15 protein-coding genes are annotated in these 14335 nt (G+C 72.5%); 6 read left to right on the forward strand and 9 right to left on the reverse strand.

Annotation, left to right across the window (positions count from 1 at the left end; genetic code table 11):
- Window positions 1-59: 59 nt before the first annotated feature.
- Window positions 60-524 carry a hypothetical protein gene (locus DMB66_RS03170; protein ID WP_125802473.1) on the reverse strand — a complete coding sequence of 155 codons (465 nt, stop codon included), beginning with the start codon at window positions 522-524 and terminating at the stop codon, window positions 60-62.
- A gap of 157 nt (window positions 525-681) precedes the next feature.
- Between DMB66_RS03170 and DMB66_RS03175 the strand changes: the two genes are divergently transcribed.
- Entirely contained in the window at window positions 682-1623 is a 942-nt protein-coding gene (locus tag DMB66_RS03175) for an asparaginase (protein WP_233624289.1), read from the forward strand.
- A gap of 23 nt (window positions 1624-1646) precedes the next feature.
- On the opposite strand, the gene DMB66_RS03180 is transcribed toward DMB66_RS03175, so the two are convergent.
- Window positions 1647-2240 carry a TetR/AcrR family transcriptional regulator gene (locus DMB66_RS03180; protein ID WP_125802474.1) on the reverse strand — a complete coding sequence of 198 codons (594 nt, stop codon included), beginning with the start codon at window positions 2238-2240 and terminating at the stop codon, window positions 1647-1649.
- A 72-nt stretch (window positions 2241-2312) separates the two neighbouring features.
- On the opposite strand from DMB66_RS03180, the gene DMB66_RS03185 reads away from it, so the two are divergent.
- The gene (locus DMB66_RS03185) at window positions 2313-2774 is read left to right on the forward strand and encodes a GNAT family N-acetyltransferase (RefSeq protein WP_125802475.1); all 462 of its coding nucleotides are present in this window, start codon (window positions 2313-2315) and stop codon (window positions 2772-2774) included.
- 10 nt (window positions 2775-2784) lie between these two features.
- Here DMB66_RS03185 and DMB66_RS03190 read toward each other — a convergent pair whose 3' ends face one another.
- Complete coding sequence (locus DMB66_RS03190; RefSeq protein WP_125802476.1) at window positions 2785-3786, reverse strand: LacI family DNA-binding transcriptional regulator; 1002 nt, start codon at window positions 3784-3786, stop codon at window positions 2785-2787.
- Between the two features lie 161 nt (window positions 3787-3947).
- Window positions 3948-5168: an MFS transporter gene (locus DMB66_RS03195; protein ID WP_125802477.1), complete on the reverse strand. Its 1221-nt coding sequence runs from the start codon at window positions 5166-5168 to the stop codon at window positions 3948-3950.
- Between the two features lie 43 nt (window positions 5169-5211).
- Between DMB66_RS03195 and DMB66_RS03200 the strand changes: the two genes are divergently transcribed.
- Window positions 5212-6297: an ROK family transcriptional regulator gene (locus tag DMB66_RS03200; RefSeq protein WP_125802478.1), complete on the forward strand. Its 1086-nt coding sequence runs from the start codon at window positions 5212-5214 to the stop codon at window positions 6295-6297.
- Window positions 6298-6325: 28 nt separating this feature from the next.
- On the opposite strand, the gene DMB66_RS03205 is transcribed toward DMB66_RS03200, so the two are convergent.
- From DMB66_RS03205 to DMB66_RS03220, 4 genes are all read right to left on the reverse strand, one after another.
- Window positions 6326-6823 (reverse strand): hypothetical protein, encoded by a 498-nt coding sequence (locus DMB66_RS03205; protein WP_125802479.1) that lies wholly within the window; start codon window positions 6821-6823, stop codon window positions 6326-6328.
- 85 nt (window positions 6824-6908) lie between these two features.
- Entirely contained in the window at window positions 6909-7475 is a 567-nt protein-coding gene (locus tag DMB66_RS03210) for a histidine phosphatase family protein (protein WP_125802480.1), read from the reverse strand.
- Window positions 7476-7605: 130 nt separating this feature from the next.
- Complete coding sequence (locus DMB66_RS03215; RefSeq protein WP_125802481.1) at window positions 7606-8220, reverse strand: FMN reductase; 615 nt, start codon at window positions 8218-8220, stop codon at window positions 7606-7608.
- Window positions 8217-9311, reverse strand: coding sequence for an LLM class flavin-dependent oxidoreductase (locus DMB66_RS03220; protein WP_125802482.1), 1095 nt, complete (start codon window positions 9309-9311; stop codon window positions 8217-8219). The genes DMB66_RS03215 and DMB66_RS03220 overlap by 4 nt, the downstream gene beginning before the upstream one ends.
- A 158-nt stretch (window positions 9312-9469) precedes the next feature.
- Here DMB66_RS03220 and DMB66_RS03225 point away from each other — a divergent pair, with 158 nt between their 5' ends.
- Entirely contained in the window at window positions 9470-9982 is a 513-nt protein-coding gene (locus DMB66_RS03225) for a hypothetical protein (protein WP_125802483.1), read from the forward strand.
- A gap of 3 nt (window positions 9983-9985) precedes the next feature.
- Here DMB66_RS03225 and DMB66_RS03230 read toward each other — a convergent pair whose 3' ends face one another.
- Window positions 9986-11290 (reverse strand): glycosyl hydrolase family 18 protein, encoded by a 1305-nt coding sequence (locus DMB66_RS03230; protein WP_125802484.1) that lies wholly within the window; start codon window positions 11288-11290, stop codon window positions 9986-9988.
- A 359-nt stretch (window positions 11291-11649) separates the two neighbouring features.
- On the opposite strand from DMB66_RS03230, the gene DMB66_RS03235 reads away from it, so the two are divergent.
- A complete protein-coding gene (locus tag DMB66_RS03235; RefSeq protein ID WP_125802485.1) occupies window positions 11650-12453 on the forward strand; it encodes an SCO2525 family SAM-dependent methyltransferase in 804 nt (267 codons plus the stop codon).
- Between the two features lie 33 nt (window positions 12454-12486).
- A complete protein-coding gene (locus tag DMB66_RS03240) occupies window positions 12487-14334 on the forward strand; it encodes an SCO2524 family protein (RefSeq protein ID WP_125802486.1) in 1848 nt (615 codons plus the stop codon).
- The last annotated feature ends 1 nt before the right edge of the window (window position 14335 follow it).

Here is a 14335-nt window from a genome sequence, read left to right on the forward strand (position 1 = left end):
TCGCCCGCGCCTCCCCGCGCGACGGCGCCGGTCTGGTTCCCGGCCCGGGATCAGGCACCTCAGAACGTCGGCAGTGGGTCCCGCAGGTTGTTCCACCGCTCGGCGAGCTGCCGGCGCCGGCAGGCGACCAGGTGACTGGCGAGGATCGCCGGCATCCCGCCGCGGACGCAGACGTCCGCGCCGGCGGTCAGCACGGCGGCGACCAACTCGGCCGGGGCGTCCTCGTCGAGCAGGGCGACAACCCGGGTACGGCGCGGCAGCAGCGCCCGCGCGCCCAGCACGTCGGCCTCGGTGGCCCCGCTGAACAGCACGATCTCGTCGGGGTGCACCCCCTCCAGGTCACCCGGGTAGCGCAGCTGCCACCCGGCCGGCAGGTGCGCGCCCAGCGCGGCGACCCGCCCGCGCTGGCCGAGCACGGCGACGACCGGGCTGCGCCGCTGCGAGTTGAGATCAGGCAGCGGAACCGCGGTGGAGTTGGGCGCGAAGGTACGGTTGGTCTCGTTCCGATTCAGCTGCACAAGCATCTCAGTGACCCCCAGGTCTCGCTCCTCGTGTGCTTGCCTCCCACCAAACGCCCCCAGCCTGGACTGGCCATGTGCCCCGGCTGTGGGTCTGGTGACAGTCGATAGGGTGGCGGCCGTGACGAGGGTCGTGGTGTGCGGGCTGGGCGGGACCATCGCGATGACGGCGGTGCCGGGCGGTGGGCTCGCCCCGGCCCTCACCGCCGGCGAGCTGGTCGCGGCGGTGCCGGGGCTGGCGGCGCTGAACCTCGAGCTGGACCTCGTGGACGTCGCCAACGAGCCCAGCGCCTCGCTGCGGACGGCGGAGATCGTCGCGCTGTCCCGGCGGATCGGCGCCCTGCTGGCCGCCGGCGCGGACGGGGTCGTGGTCACCCAGGGCACCGACACCCTGGAGGAGTGCGCCTACCTGCTCGACGTACTGCACGAGCGGCCCGAGCCGGTGGTGGTCACCGGCGCGATGCGCCACCCGCTGCTGGCCGGGGCGGACGGCCCGGCGAACGTGCTGGCCGCCCTGACCGTGGCCGCCGACCCGCGGGCGCGCGGGCGGGGCGTGCTGGTGACCTTCGCGGACGAGATCCATGCGGCCTCGCGGGTCCGCAAGCGGCACTCGACCAGCGTGGCGGCGTTCGGGTCCGCGCCGGGCGGGCCGGTGGGGCAGCTGGTCGAGGGCCGGGCGCGGTTCCTGGCCGGAGCCACGGACCGGGTCGTGCTGCCGCTGCCGGCGGCGGGCGCGCTCCCCCGCGTACCGCTGATCGTCGCGGCCCTGGGCGCCGACGAGCCGGACCGGAATCTCGCCGCGGACGGCCTGGTGGTCGCGGCCTTCGGGGCAGGCCACCTGCCGCAGTGGTGGGCGGAGCCGCTGGCGGAGTTGGCGGCCCGGATGCCGGTCGTGCTGGCGTCGCGCACCCTGGCCGGGCCGGTGCTCACCGACACGTACGGCTTTCCCGGCTCCGAGCGGGACCTGATCGAACGCGACCTGATCCCGGCCGGGTTCCTCGACCCCGCCAAGGCCCGCATCCTGCTGCTGGCCGTCCTCGCGGGCGGCGGCGACCGGCAACGGGTCAGGGACGCCTTCGCCGCCGCCGGCGGCCTCGGCGCCTGACCGGCCCCCCCTGCTGAACCTGCCTAGCCCTGGTTCAGGCCGTAGGCCGCCAGGGCCGTGTCGAGCATGCGGTCCTGCTGCTCCGCCGGGTAGCCGGCGGGATCCGCGGCGGCGAGGGCCGCGACACCCTCGGTCATCGCGATCAGTCCCAGGGCGATCGTGCCGATCCGGTCGGCCGGCCAGTCCGGGGCGGCCGCGGCGACCAGCCGCTCGACCCGCTCCCGCCAGGCCCGGTTGTTGCGCCGGTGCATGCCGATCAGCTCGGCGTCGGCCACCGCCGCGGCCAGGAAGCCCATCCAGACGATGCTCCCGTTGATCGTCTCGGGGTCGGTCGCCATGCCCTGGCGGAGGACCGCGTGCAGCGCCGCCCGCGGCGAGGCGGCCGCGGCCTCGAGCGCCTCGACCCGTCGCCGGGTCGTGTCGTGCAGCAGCTGCCGGGCGTGCAGCAGCAGCGCGCGGCGGTTGGGGAAGCGGTGCATGACCAGGCCCGTCGTGCAGCCGGCCGCCGCGGCGACCGCGCGCACCGTCAGCTTTTCCAGGCCCTGCCGGGCGAGCACGTCCCAGACCGCGCGCGACAACGCCTCGCCCTGGGCCGACCGGTCCGCCGTCCGTGACACGGCTCTCACCTCTCCCTCGTCGTAACGGATGTTACCGTAACGCTTGTTACCCGAGTGCGGGCGAGGAGCGGCATGACCTGGACCATCGAGCAGCGACCCTGGAGCGACCCGGCGGGCGAGGAGCTGCGCGTGGCGCAGCAAGCCGAGCTCGACCTCCGCTACGGCACCGACGACCACGAGCCCGGCCCGCCGCCGGCGGCCGACAACATCGACCTGTTCCTGGTCGCGGTGGACGACGCCACCGGCCGGCCGCTCGGCTGCGGCGCTCTGCGCCGCCTCGCCCCGGCCGCCGTCGAGGTGAAGCGGATGTACGTGGTGCCGGAGAGCCGCGGCTCCGGGGTGGCGGCCGGCCTGCTCCACGGGCTGGAGGAGGCGGCACGGCAGCGCGGCTGCGCGACCGTCCGGCTGGAGACCGGCCCGGCCCAGCCGGACGCGATGCGCTTCTACGAGCGCGAGGGCTACCGCCAGATCCCGCTGTTCGGCGCCTACGTCGGCTCCAGCAACTCGGTCTGCTACGAACGCGCCCTGACCTGACGCGCTGCCGTCAGGCCGATTCGCGGGGGACGACCTCGACGATCTCGGTCAGGTCGGCCGGGGCGACCGGGTGGCCGTGGATCGCCGCCAGCACCGTCGCCGCCAGGTGGGCGGCCAGCGCCGCCTGGTCGGTGGTCACCGTCGTGAGCGCCGGTACGGCCAGCCGCGCCGCCGGGATGTCGTCCACCCCGATCACCGCGAGGTCCGCCGGCGCCCGCAGCCCCAGCCGGCGCATCCCCGCGAGCACCGCCATCGCCACGTCGTCGTTGTAGGCGCACACGCCGGTCATGCCCTCGTCGCGCCACGCCCGCACGGCGACCGCCGCCGCGTCCGGGTCCAGCGGCACGATCCGCACCGACGGCTGCGCGAGGCCCCGGGCGGCGCAGGCGATCCTCGTCCCCGCCAGCCGCGGCTCGGCGAAGATCCGCACCCGGTCGTCGTCCGGATACGCGTACCCGATCGCGGTGCGGCCCGCCGCCGCGAGATGCTCCGCCTGCAGCCGGCCCACGTGCTGCTGCGGCACCTCCAGCTCCCGGCGCGGCGACGTGCTGCGGCCGAGCAGCCCCACGACCAGGGCGACCCCGGCCGCGCGCATCGCGCCGATCTCGGCGGCGGAGAAGTCGGTGAACGCCAGCACCGCGGCCGGGGTGATCGCCTTCCACAGCTCCGCGATCGGCCGGTCCGCCCGGTTGCCGGGGTGGGCGACGAACGTCAGGCCGCTGCGCGCGAGCTCGGTGGAGAGGCTGCCGAGCAGCGTGCCGACCTCCGGCCCGATCGGCCAGTCCGGCAGCAGGCACAACACCACATCGGAACGGCCGGTCCGCAGCGCACGGGCCGCCGCGGAGGGCGCGTAGCCGAGAGCGCCGGCCGCGTCGAGGACCCTGGTGCGGGTGGCCGCCGAGATGGTCTGGTCCGGGGTGTCGTTGAGCACGTAGCTCACGGTCGCCCGGGACACCCCGGCGACTCGCGCGACATCGGCGCTGGTCACCCGGCGTGGCGTGCTGTCCGTCATGGCTGGGCCCTCTTGATTCCGCGGTCCTGACACGAGCAAGTTACACGTGTCAGTGAAGCGGAATCAAAGTCCCCGGCGATCCTGCGTTTCCTTCCCGGGATCTCGGTATCCGATGGATCTCCCCGAGCCGTCCGCGATCGACCGGCCGTCCCTACCGGGACCTAGTTCAGCGCGGCTGCCGGAACGCGGCTGCGCCGTTCCGTCGCGAAGCTCAGGGCGGCCAGTCCCAGGCCCCCGACCGCCAGCGCCACCCCGACCCAGGTCGGCGCGAGATAGCCGTAACCGCGCGCGATCACCACGCCGCCGAGGGCCGCGCCGAGGCTGTTCGCGACGTTCATCGCCGACTGGTTGACCGCCGCGCCCATCAGCTGCGCGCCCGGCGCCACCGCGATCAGCCGGGCCTGCAGCGCCGGGCCCAGGAACAGGCTGGTCGCGCCGATCAGGAAGGCCCCGGCGAACAGGCCCACCGCGGTGTCCGCCGCGAGCCCGAAGAAGATCACCGCGGCGATCACCGAGCTGAAGCCGATCAGCAGGCTGCGCCGCAGGTCGCGGTCGGCGAACCAGCCGCCCAGCGCGTTGCCGACCGTCATGCCGAGCCCGACCGCGACCAGCACCCACGGCACGGTGGTCGCGGCGAGGCCGGTGACATCGGTCGTCACCGGCGCGATGTAGCTGTCCACGGCGAAGAACCCGGCGAAGCCGACGGCGGCGGTGGCCGCGACGAGCCAGACCTGCGGCTTGCGCAGCGACCGCAGCTCGGCCCGCGGCGAGCCGTCGGCCACCGCCGCCGCGGCGGGCACGATCGCCAGGACGGCGACCAGGGTCGCCCCGAACACCAGGGCGATGACCAGGTATGCGACCCGCCAACCGGCCGCCTGCCCGAGCCGGGTGACCAGCGGCACGCCGACCACGTTGGCCGCCGTCAGCCCGCTGAGCACGGCGGCATATCCGCGCGCGGCGTTGCCGGGGCCCATCAGGGTGGCCGCGAGCAGGCCGGCCGCGCCGAAGTAGGCCCCGTGCGGCAGCGCCGAGACGAACCGGGCGACGAGCACCAGCTCGAAGCTCGGGGCGAGCGCGGAGGCGACGGTGCCGGCCGCGAAGAGCACCAGCAGGCCGAGCACGAGCTTCTTGCGGGGCATGCGGGCGGTCAGCGCGGCGATCGTCGGCGCGCCGACGACCACCCCGAGCGCGTACGCGGTGATGGTCCAGCCGGCCTGGGCGACCGCGTCCGGCGCCGATCGGGCGTACGCCTCCGGCAGCAGGTCGCGGGCGACCTCGGGCAGCAGCCCCATCGCGGCGAACTCGGTCAGCCCGATCGCCACGCCGCCCAGGGCGAGGGCGAGCAGGGCTGCCCAGCGGTGCCTACGGCTCAGATCGTCCACGGTCGCCGACTTTAGCAACAGCGTTGCGTAATAGAGTGGCACGATGGCCGATCTCACGTTCCTGCGCGGCTACAACGAGGCCCTGGTGATGGCCGTGGCCCGGACCCTGCCGGCGTTCGAGCGCGCCACGATCGCCGACGCGACCGGGCTGACCCCGCAGGCGGTGTCGAAGGTGCTGGCCCGGCTGGTCGAGGACGGCCTGATCGCCCCCGCGGGCGTGCGCCGCCCGGCGATCGGCAAACCCGCGGGTGTGTACGAGCTGGTGCCACAGAGCCGGTATGCGATCGGTGCGCACGTGACCCGCCGTGGCCTGCGGCTGGTGCTGACCGACCTGGCCGGCACGGTCCGGCACTCGGCGGTGACTCCGCTGCCGGCCGACTTCACCCCGGGCGCGCTGCTGATCGAACTGGCGGCGGGCATCGACCGGATCACCGGCGCTCACGACGTCCGCGGCCGGCTGACCGGGCTGGGCATCGGGATGGTCGGGCCGCTGGACCACGCCCAGGGCACTGTCCGGGATGCCCACCGGCTGCGGCACTGGCATGACGTGCCGCTGCGGGCCCTGGCGGAGCAGGCCCTGGGCCTGCCCGTGCACCTGGACAAGGACGTCACGGCCGGCGTCACCGCGGAGGCCTGGCGGCACGGCCCGGCCTTCCGCGACGCCGCCCTGATCATGGTGGAGACCGGGGTGGGCGCGGGCCTGTGGCTCAACGGCGCGGCCCACCGCGGCGCCCACACGAACGCGGGCGAGTTCGGCCACGCGGTGGTCGACCTGTCCGGCCCGGAGTGCGTCTGCGGGCGCCGCGGCTGCCTGGAAGCGGTCCACGACCGGGCGGTGGAGTCCGGAGACCTGCGGGCGGCGGCCCGGGTCCTGGCCATCGGCGTCGTCAACCTGCTGCAGACCCTGGACGTGGCGCACGTGGTGTTGGCGGGGGCCGACCTGCTCGCGCACTCCGAGATCTACCGCGCCGAGGTCGAGCATGCGGTCCGCACCGACGTGCCCCGCGCCGACTGGCAGTCGGCGCGGGTCACGCTGTCGAGCCTGGGCGCGGACGTGATCGCGGCGGGAGCGGCGATGCAGATCCTCGAGTCCCGCTACGGCGTCCCCGACCTGGCGCCGCCCGGCTGAGACGACGCTGAGCTCCGCCGGGGCTGTCTCACTGTGCGGTAAGGGGCGCCCGCGACCCGGCCCCGAGCAGGTCCGCCACCTGCTGGATCCCGCCCCGGATCAGCGAGCCGTAGCCGTCGTCCGGCAGCCCGTCGGCGAGCTCCCCCGCGACGCCCAGATGGTGCCGGGCCCGATCGCCGTCGCCGACCCGCCGGTAGGCGTCGGCGAGGTTCAGATGCAGCGACGGCAGGAAGCCGCGCACCCGCAGATCCTCGTGGAAGCGCTGGGCACGCTCGTCGCTGAGATCGACGACCGCGGCCAGGGCCCGCTGATCCCACCGCAGCTCGTCCGCCACGGCATCCTGCAGATCGGCCAGGTAGTGCGCGATGCTGCACCGGTGCAGGGCGTCACCGCCGCTGCCGACCCGCTCCCACAGGCTCGTCAGGGCCTCGCGGGCCTGCGCCCGGTCACCCGCCCGGCCCCGCTCGACGGCGGCACCGATACCGGTCATGACCTCATCGACCTCGGCCGTTCCGGACTGAGTCATGGCACTCCCCACTGAAGTCTGTCGAGGGCCGGATCGCCCTCCGCGGAGCGATCCTGGGCCCTCGACCAGCTGGAGGGTCAAGCCGTCAGGAGGCGTTCCAGGTGTCGATGACCTGGTTGCCGTGCTCGAAACCCAGCGTCGACAGCGTCGCCGTGCCCAGGGTGAGCAGGCCGCCGCCGCTGGCCGGCAGGCCGATCCAGCGGGCGCCCGCCACCCGCAGCGAGTGACCGTGGGCGATCAGCGCCACGTCGCCGCCGTCCAGCAGGGTGCGGGCCCGGGCCAGCACCCGGTCCAGTCGCTCGGCCACCTCGGCCGGCGACTCGCCGCCGGGCGCGCCGTCGGTCCAGAGCGACCACTCCGGGCGGGTTTCGCGGATCGTGGCGCTGGTGACGCCCTCGTACTCCCCGTAGTTCCACTCCGCCAGGTCCTCGGTGGTCTCGGTGACCGCCAGGCCCGCCAGCTCGGCGGTGCGCAGGGCCCGCTTGCGCGGGCTGGAGATCACTGCGGCAAAGGTACGGCCGGCCAGACGTTCGCCGGCCAGCCGGGCCTGCCGCACCCCCGCCTCGGTCAGGTCCAGGTCCGTGTACGAGGTGTGCCTGCCGTTCGCACTCCACTCGGTCTGCCCGTGCCGGATGAGCACGATCTCCGCCATGACGCCCCCTGTTCGGTCTCAGTAGTTCTACCCCGCGGGTGACCACGCACGGACCTGGCAATCGGCGGGAGCGACGGTCCGCACCACGCACGGACCTACGACATCCGGCTCTTGATCTTGCCCTGGACCGTCAGCCGCCGGCGAGCAGGTCCTCGAACGAGGTCGTCAGGGCGAACGGGTCCTGAACCGTGGCCGGCTCGCGGCGCTCGATCTCGCGGGCGAGTTCGCCCGCCGCGCGGTTGATCCGGCCGCGCAGCTGCCCCTGGCTCTCGTCGCCGCCCCAGTCCTCCGACGCCGCGAAGACCGAGGTCGGGACGGTGACCGCGCGCAGGTAGGCGAACATCGGCCGGAGCGCGTGGTCGAGGGCCAGCGAATGCCGGGCGGTGCCGCCGGTCGCCGCGATCAGCACCGGTTTGTCGGCCAGGGTGTCCTTGCCCAGCACGTCGAAGAACGACTTGAACAGGCCGCTGTACGACGCGTTGAAGACCGGGGTGACCGCGATCACCGCGTCGGCCGCCTCGATCGCGTCGATCGCCTGCTTCAGCGGCGCCGGCGGGAAGCCGGTCAGCAGGTGGTTCATCAGGTCGTGGGCCAGGTCGCGCAGCTCGACCACCTGGACCGTGAGCTGGACGCCGAGGCCGGCGGCGGCGCCCACCGCCGCCGCGGACAGCCGGTCCGCGAGCAGCCGGGTGGACGACGGCTGGCTCAGCCCCGCCGAGACGACCGCGAGGGTGCGCTGCTTCATGCCTGGACCTTCTCCTTCTGCGCCGCCGCCTCGACCAGGGACGCGTGGGTCGGCGCGTCGGGAACGTGGGCCGGCTTGAGCGCCGCGAACTCCTTGCGCAGCACCGGGACGACCTCCTCGCCGAGCAGGTCGAGCTGCTCCAGCACGGTCTTCAGCGGCAGGCCGGCGTGGTCCAGCAGGAACAGCTGGCGCTGGTAGTCGCCGACGTAGTCGCGGAAGCCGAGGGTGCGGTCGATGACCTGCTGCGGGCTGCCGACGGTCAGCGGCGTCTCGCGGGTGAAGTCCTCCATGCTCGGGCCGTGGCCGTAGACGGGCGCGTTGTCGAAGTACGGCCGGAACTCACTCACCGCGTCCTGGCTGTTCTTGCGCATGAACACCTGGCCGCCGAGGCCGACGATGGCCTGGTCCGGGTCGCCGTGGCCGTAGTGGGCGAAACGCTCGCGATAGAGCGCGACCATCCGCTGGGTGTGCGAGGCCGGCCAGAAGATGTGGTTGGCGAAGTAGCCGTCGCCGTAGAACGCGGCCTGCTCGGCGATCTCGGGGCTGCGGATCGAGCCGTGCCAGACGAACGGCGGCACGCCGTCGAGCGGGCGCGGGGTCGAGGTGAACGACTGCAGGGGCGTGCGGTATTTGCCCTTCCAGTCGACCGTGTGCTCGCGCCACAGCCGGTGCAGCAGGGCGTAGTTCTCGATCGCCAGCGGGATCCCGGCGCGGATGTCCTTGCCGAACCACGGGTAGACCGGGCCGGTGTTGCCGCGGCCCATCATCAGGTCGACCCGGCCGTCGGCCAGGTGCTGCAGCATCGCGTAGTCCTCGGCGATCTTGACCGGGTCGTTGGTCGTGATCAGCGTCGTGGACGTGGAGAGCAGCAGCCGCTCGGTCCGCGCGGCGACATAGCCGAGCATCGTGGTGGGTGACGAGGGCACGAACGGCTCATTGTGGTGCTCACCCATCGCGAAGACGTCGAGCCCGACCTCCTCGGCCTTCACGGCGATGGCGACCATCGCCTTGATCCGCTCGTGCTCGGTCGGCTCCCGCCCGGTCGTGGGGTCGGGCGTGACGTCGCCGACGGTGAAGATCCCGAACTGCATGACCGCTCCTGAGCCTCGGCCGGGACCTTGTCGTCCCGGACTGATCCGCACAACGCCTTTGACTCGTCAACTATTTCAGATTCAAAGAACTTATGGGAAGTGCGCTCCCGGTCACACCCGGACGGAACCGCTCCGGCCCCGCCCGCGTCGGTGTCGGTATGAAGCTGCGTGTCTCGAGTCTGTTCGCCCTGATCCTGCTGAGCCTCGGCCTGGTCGTGCTCGTGTCCCCCGCGCCGCCGGCCTGGGCCTGTTCCTGCGCCTACTCCGGCAAGGAGCAGGACGCCCGGGCCGACCTCATCGTCACAGGCACGGTCACCGAGGTCTCGCGCAGCGCGATCCAGCTGGCGGTCGAGTCCGTCGAGAAGGGCACCGGGGCGGCGGGCACCCTGCGGCTGAAGGCATACCCCGGCGAGGCCAGCTGCGGCTACGACTTCCGCGCCGGCCAGCGGTACCGGGTGAACTCCGTCGACGGCGGCACCGGATTGTGCGTCGGAGTGCAGCCGTTGCCGGCCGCCGCCTCCGCGACGCCGGCGCTCGCCGCACCCGGCAGGCCCGCGCCCGGCGGCCCCGCGCCCGACGGGAACACGGGCGGGTGGTGGCTCGCGGCCGGGATCACCGTGGTCGCCCTGGCCGCCGGGGCAGGGATCGCGGCCCGGCGGCGGGCCGGCTAGCCGTCAGCGGCCCTGCAGTCGCTGCACGTTGTCGCCGAAGGTCCAGCCCTTCGAGCCGTCCCAGTTGGCCGACCACGTCATCAAGCCCTTGAGCCCGCCGTTGAAGCTGTTCCAGGACTGCGTCACCAGGGCCGGCGTCATATACCCGCCGCCCGCGCCGACCTGCGCCGGCAGGCCCGGGACCTGCTTGTCGTACGGGACCCGGATCGTCGTGCCCTGGATGACCAGCCCGTTGTTGAGGCAGGTCGTCTGGGCGACGAAGCCCTGCACCGTGCCCGCCCCGTACGAGTCGCCGGCGCAGCCGTACATCGAGCCGTTGTAGTACTGCATGTTCAGCCACCACAGCCGGCCGTTGTCGGCGTACTTCTTGATGATCGGCAGGTACGAGCCCCAGATCGAGCCGTAGGTGACGCTGCCGCCGGTGACGTACGCGGTCTCCGGCGCCATCGTCAGCCCGAAGTTCGACGGCATCCGCGCCAGTACCCCGTCGATGATGCGGATCAGGTTCGCCTGCGAGGCCGACAGCGTGGTGATGCTGCCGCTGCCGGTCAGTCCGGTCTCGATGTCGATGTCGATACCGTCGAAGTTGTACTGCCTGAGGATCGGCACGACGGTGGCCACGAAGCGGTCGGCGACCGTGCTGGAGCTCAGGTCGATGCCGGCCGCCGCGCCGCCGATCGACATCAGCAGGGTCGCGCCGCCCGCCTTGGCCGCGCACATCTGCTCGGGAGTGGAGACCTGCACGCCCGCGTCCATGCCGTTCTCCCACAGCACCGTGCCGTCGGAGCGGATCACCGGGAACGCCGCGTTGATGACGTTGTAGCCGTGCTGGGCGAGCCGGCCGTCGTTGATCGGGATCCAGCCGAGGCCGGGGTGCACGCCGTTGCTCGCGCCGTCCCAGTTCTCCCAGTAGCCGACGAGCACCTTGCCCGCGGGCCGCGACTTGACGGCGCAGGTGCCGCCGGGCGGCGGAGTCGTCGGGGGCGGGGTGGACGGCGGCGGGGTCGTGGGGCCGCCCGTGCAGGCGCCGAGGTCGCGCCAGAGGGACGGCGTGGCGGCGGGGTTCCAGCCGGCGCCGACGTACGCGGTGTGCGTCACCAGGGCCGAGTAGAGCTTCCCGCCGTAGGTGACCTGCGCGCCGACGGCGTAGGTGTTGCCCTCCGCCCAGGCCGGCGCCGAACAGACCACCGCGGCCGCCCGCACCGGGGCACCGGCGACCGCCACCGTCCCGCCGGCAGCCGAGGCCACCGCCGCCAGGGCCATGGCAGCACTTGCCACCAGCGCGAATACGGTACGACGTCCGCCCATGACCGCTCCTGACGCATCGATGACCTACCCCGGTCCCACCTCCATCCTCACGGCCGCGAACCCAAATATCAAGGATTGTTTACAGATAGTGTCGCCGCTGATCGATTGACGGCGTCGGCCTGATCTGGTTCGCTGGCCAGCCTTCGGGTAGCAAGTTCGCCCAAGCGGGCGACACCTGTTGGCATGGTGCGACAGAATGCAGGAGACTGCCCTGCGCGCCGAGTGCCTGCCCGACACACAGATGTCGTAAGTTGCACCGCAGAAACATGGGCCCCAGCAAGGCCTAAACTGGAAGAAGTCGCCGATTCGGGCAGCTTCCCCACGACAGCGACAGCTCACCATCGCCCGGAGGAAGTTTCGTGACCGACCTGGACCCGCGCTTCGACTCCGCGATCGACATCGCGGTGCCGTCGTTGGTCAAAATAGACTCGTTGGACAACGAAAACTTCCCGTGGGACTCGTTCGACTCCGACGCCTACTTCGAACACAACTACAGCAAGCTGCGCGGCGACGACGAGCAGATCATCGACATCGTCGCCACCTTCTTCCAGCGGAACGAGGCCCCGCGCAAGCTGCGGCCCCGGGCCATCGACGTCGGCGCCGGCGCCAACCTCTACCCGGCCCTGACCATGCTGCCCTTCGCCGCGGAGCTCCATCTGGTGGAGCGGGCCTTCACCAACCGCGAGTGGCTCGCGACCGAGATCCTCAGCCCGCATCCCTCATGGTGGCAGTTCTGGGACCGCATGAAGGACGGCCGGCGATCCTACGAGTCCATCAGAAATCCCTTCGATCTGCTCAGCCGCCGCAACAACGTGGTCAAGGGCAACATCTTCAGCCTGCCCGCGGCCACCTACGACATGGGCACGATGTTCTTCGTCGCTGAGTCGATCACCACCCGCGACAGCGAGTTCGTCCGGGCCACCCGGTCCTTCGTCAACTCCCTGGTGCCGCGCGCCCCCTTCGCCGCCGCATTCATGCGTGACTCGTCCGGCTACCGTGTGGGAGCGCGCGACTTCCCGGCGTGCTCGGTCGACGAACGCGACGTGCGCCTGGCGCTGCACGCGGTCGCCACCGATGTCCGGATCCAGACAGTGGACAGTTGGGACCTGCGCGACGGTTACCACGGGATGATTGTGGCGACCGGACGGAAGAAACCGGCGTAACTCACCCACGGACGGGTAGGTGACGGCACACCGATGCAGATCCAGCCACGTCAACAACTCCTCGATGTCTGGCGCGCGACCGCCCGGCTGTCCTATCCCGACAGCGCGTGGCGCTTCGGGGGCCGCGAGGGTGCCAATTCGATCAGCGACGCCGAGCAGTTGCTGTGCCTGATGGCACCGGCGACCGAGGTGCCGATCTTCCGACTGGACAAACCCGACGCCGCCGCGAGCGACGTGATCGCCGCGCTGGGCGTGCTGGGCGACGACATCCAGGTCCCGCAGCGGCTGATCACGGCCCTGACCGACTACCTGGAGCGCTACACCGCCCCGGACGGCACACCGATCTTCTCCGGCGACACCTATTTCCAGCCCGACACCGAGGGCGACGAGATCAAGACCCAGCAGCGCGGGCTCGACGTGGTCGACTCGTTCTCCATCTCGGTCACGCTGATGCTCGCCGTCATCGGTTTCACCAAGGTGTTCCGGACCGTGGTCACCCGGCCCAGCCTGCTCGATGACGTGGACCGGCTGGAGCGGATGGCGAGCACCCGGCTGACCGCCGCGATGGTGGGACTGCTGCGCAGCTTCGCGGTCAACGTCTTCTCCGCCGACGGGAGTCTCGGCCGCGAGCTGATCCGCACGGTGAACCAGGAACGCCGGCCGACCCGGCAGGTGGTCGAGGAGCTGCGCGAGGCGTTGCGGGAGATCAACGCCCGGCTGCGCGACGATGTCACCATCGGTTCCGGTGCGGCCGAGAGCAGCGAGCTCGACATTCCCAACCGGCTGTTCGAGTGCGGCTGGTCGTGGGGACTGGTCAAGGAAGCGCCGCTGATCGAGACCACTGTGGACGTCGGCGTGCAGCGCGACGGGGTGGCCGAGAGCGCGCCCTATCTCTACTTCACGACCGTCGCGCTGGACGCGATCCAGACGCTGTTCGCCGAGCGGACCCGGCTGCTGGGCCTGCTCGACGAGGCCCAGTCCAAGCTGGCGCAGGCGCTGCAGCTGCGCTGGGAGCTCGCGCGGTCCTACTGGGCCACGATCGCCACCTTCGGCTCCGGCCGCTGGCCGCTGGAAGACCTGCCCTGGCGCACCACCGACGGCATCGAGTTCGACTACCTGAGCCTGCTGGTCAGCGGCATGGTGGTGCAGAACATGGTGGCCATGCGCGCCTCGAACGCGGAGCTGACCCGGGTGGCCGCCGTCCTCGACGAGCTCGCCAACCGCAGCCGGATCACCCGCCGGTCCTCGGAACGCGAGGCGGCGCTGAACGTGCACCACCCCGGCCTGCACTTCCCGCTGGTCGGCAGCGAGGATCTGGGCGGCCCCCGGCTCGCCTGGACGGTCGCGGACATCTCGCCGCTGCTGCTCAAGCGCACGCTCAACCTGGCCAGCCTGCTGTCGGAGGGCACCTCGCGCAGCCGGCTGCTGGACCTGTCCGACGAGCTCTGGGACCACCTGCAAAAGCGGGTCATCCGGCAGGGCCCGGCCCGGGGCCTGTGGGACCAGCCGGCCGGGGCCTTCCCCCAGCTGCGGGTCGAGCTCACCGAGGTCTCCTGGTATTACACGAAGCGCGTGGTGGACTGCCTGGTCACCGCCGCCCGGGTGATCCAGGAGCCGCCGCTGCGCAGCGCCCTGCTCGCGCAGATCGCCGCCGAGCTGCTCAACGAGGCCGACCACCTCTACGACCGGGAGCTGCTCAACGGCTCCACGGACAGCGGCGAGCAGTTGCGCGTCGAGCTCGACCGGATCGGCGTCGAGCTGCGCCGTGCCCGGGCGGTGCGCGGCGAACGCCCGGGCGTCGCGGTGGCCGTGACCGAGGAGGTGCTGCGCAAGCTCGACCGGCTCTCGGCGGCCCGCCGGGCCAACATCGGGACGAGCTGAC

It is taken from the genome of Actinoplanes sp. ATCC 53533, assembly GCF_003947245.1.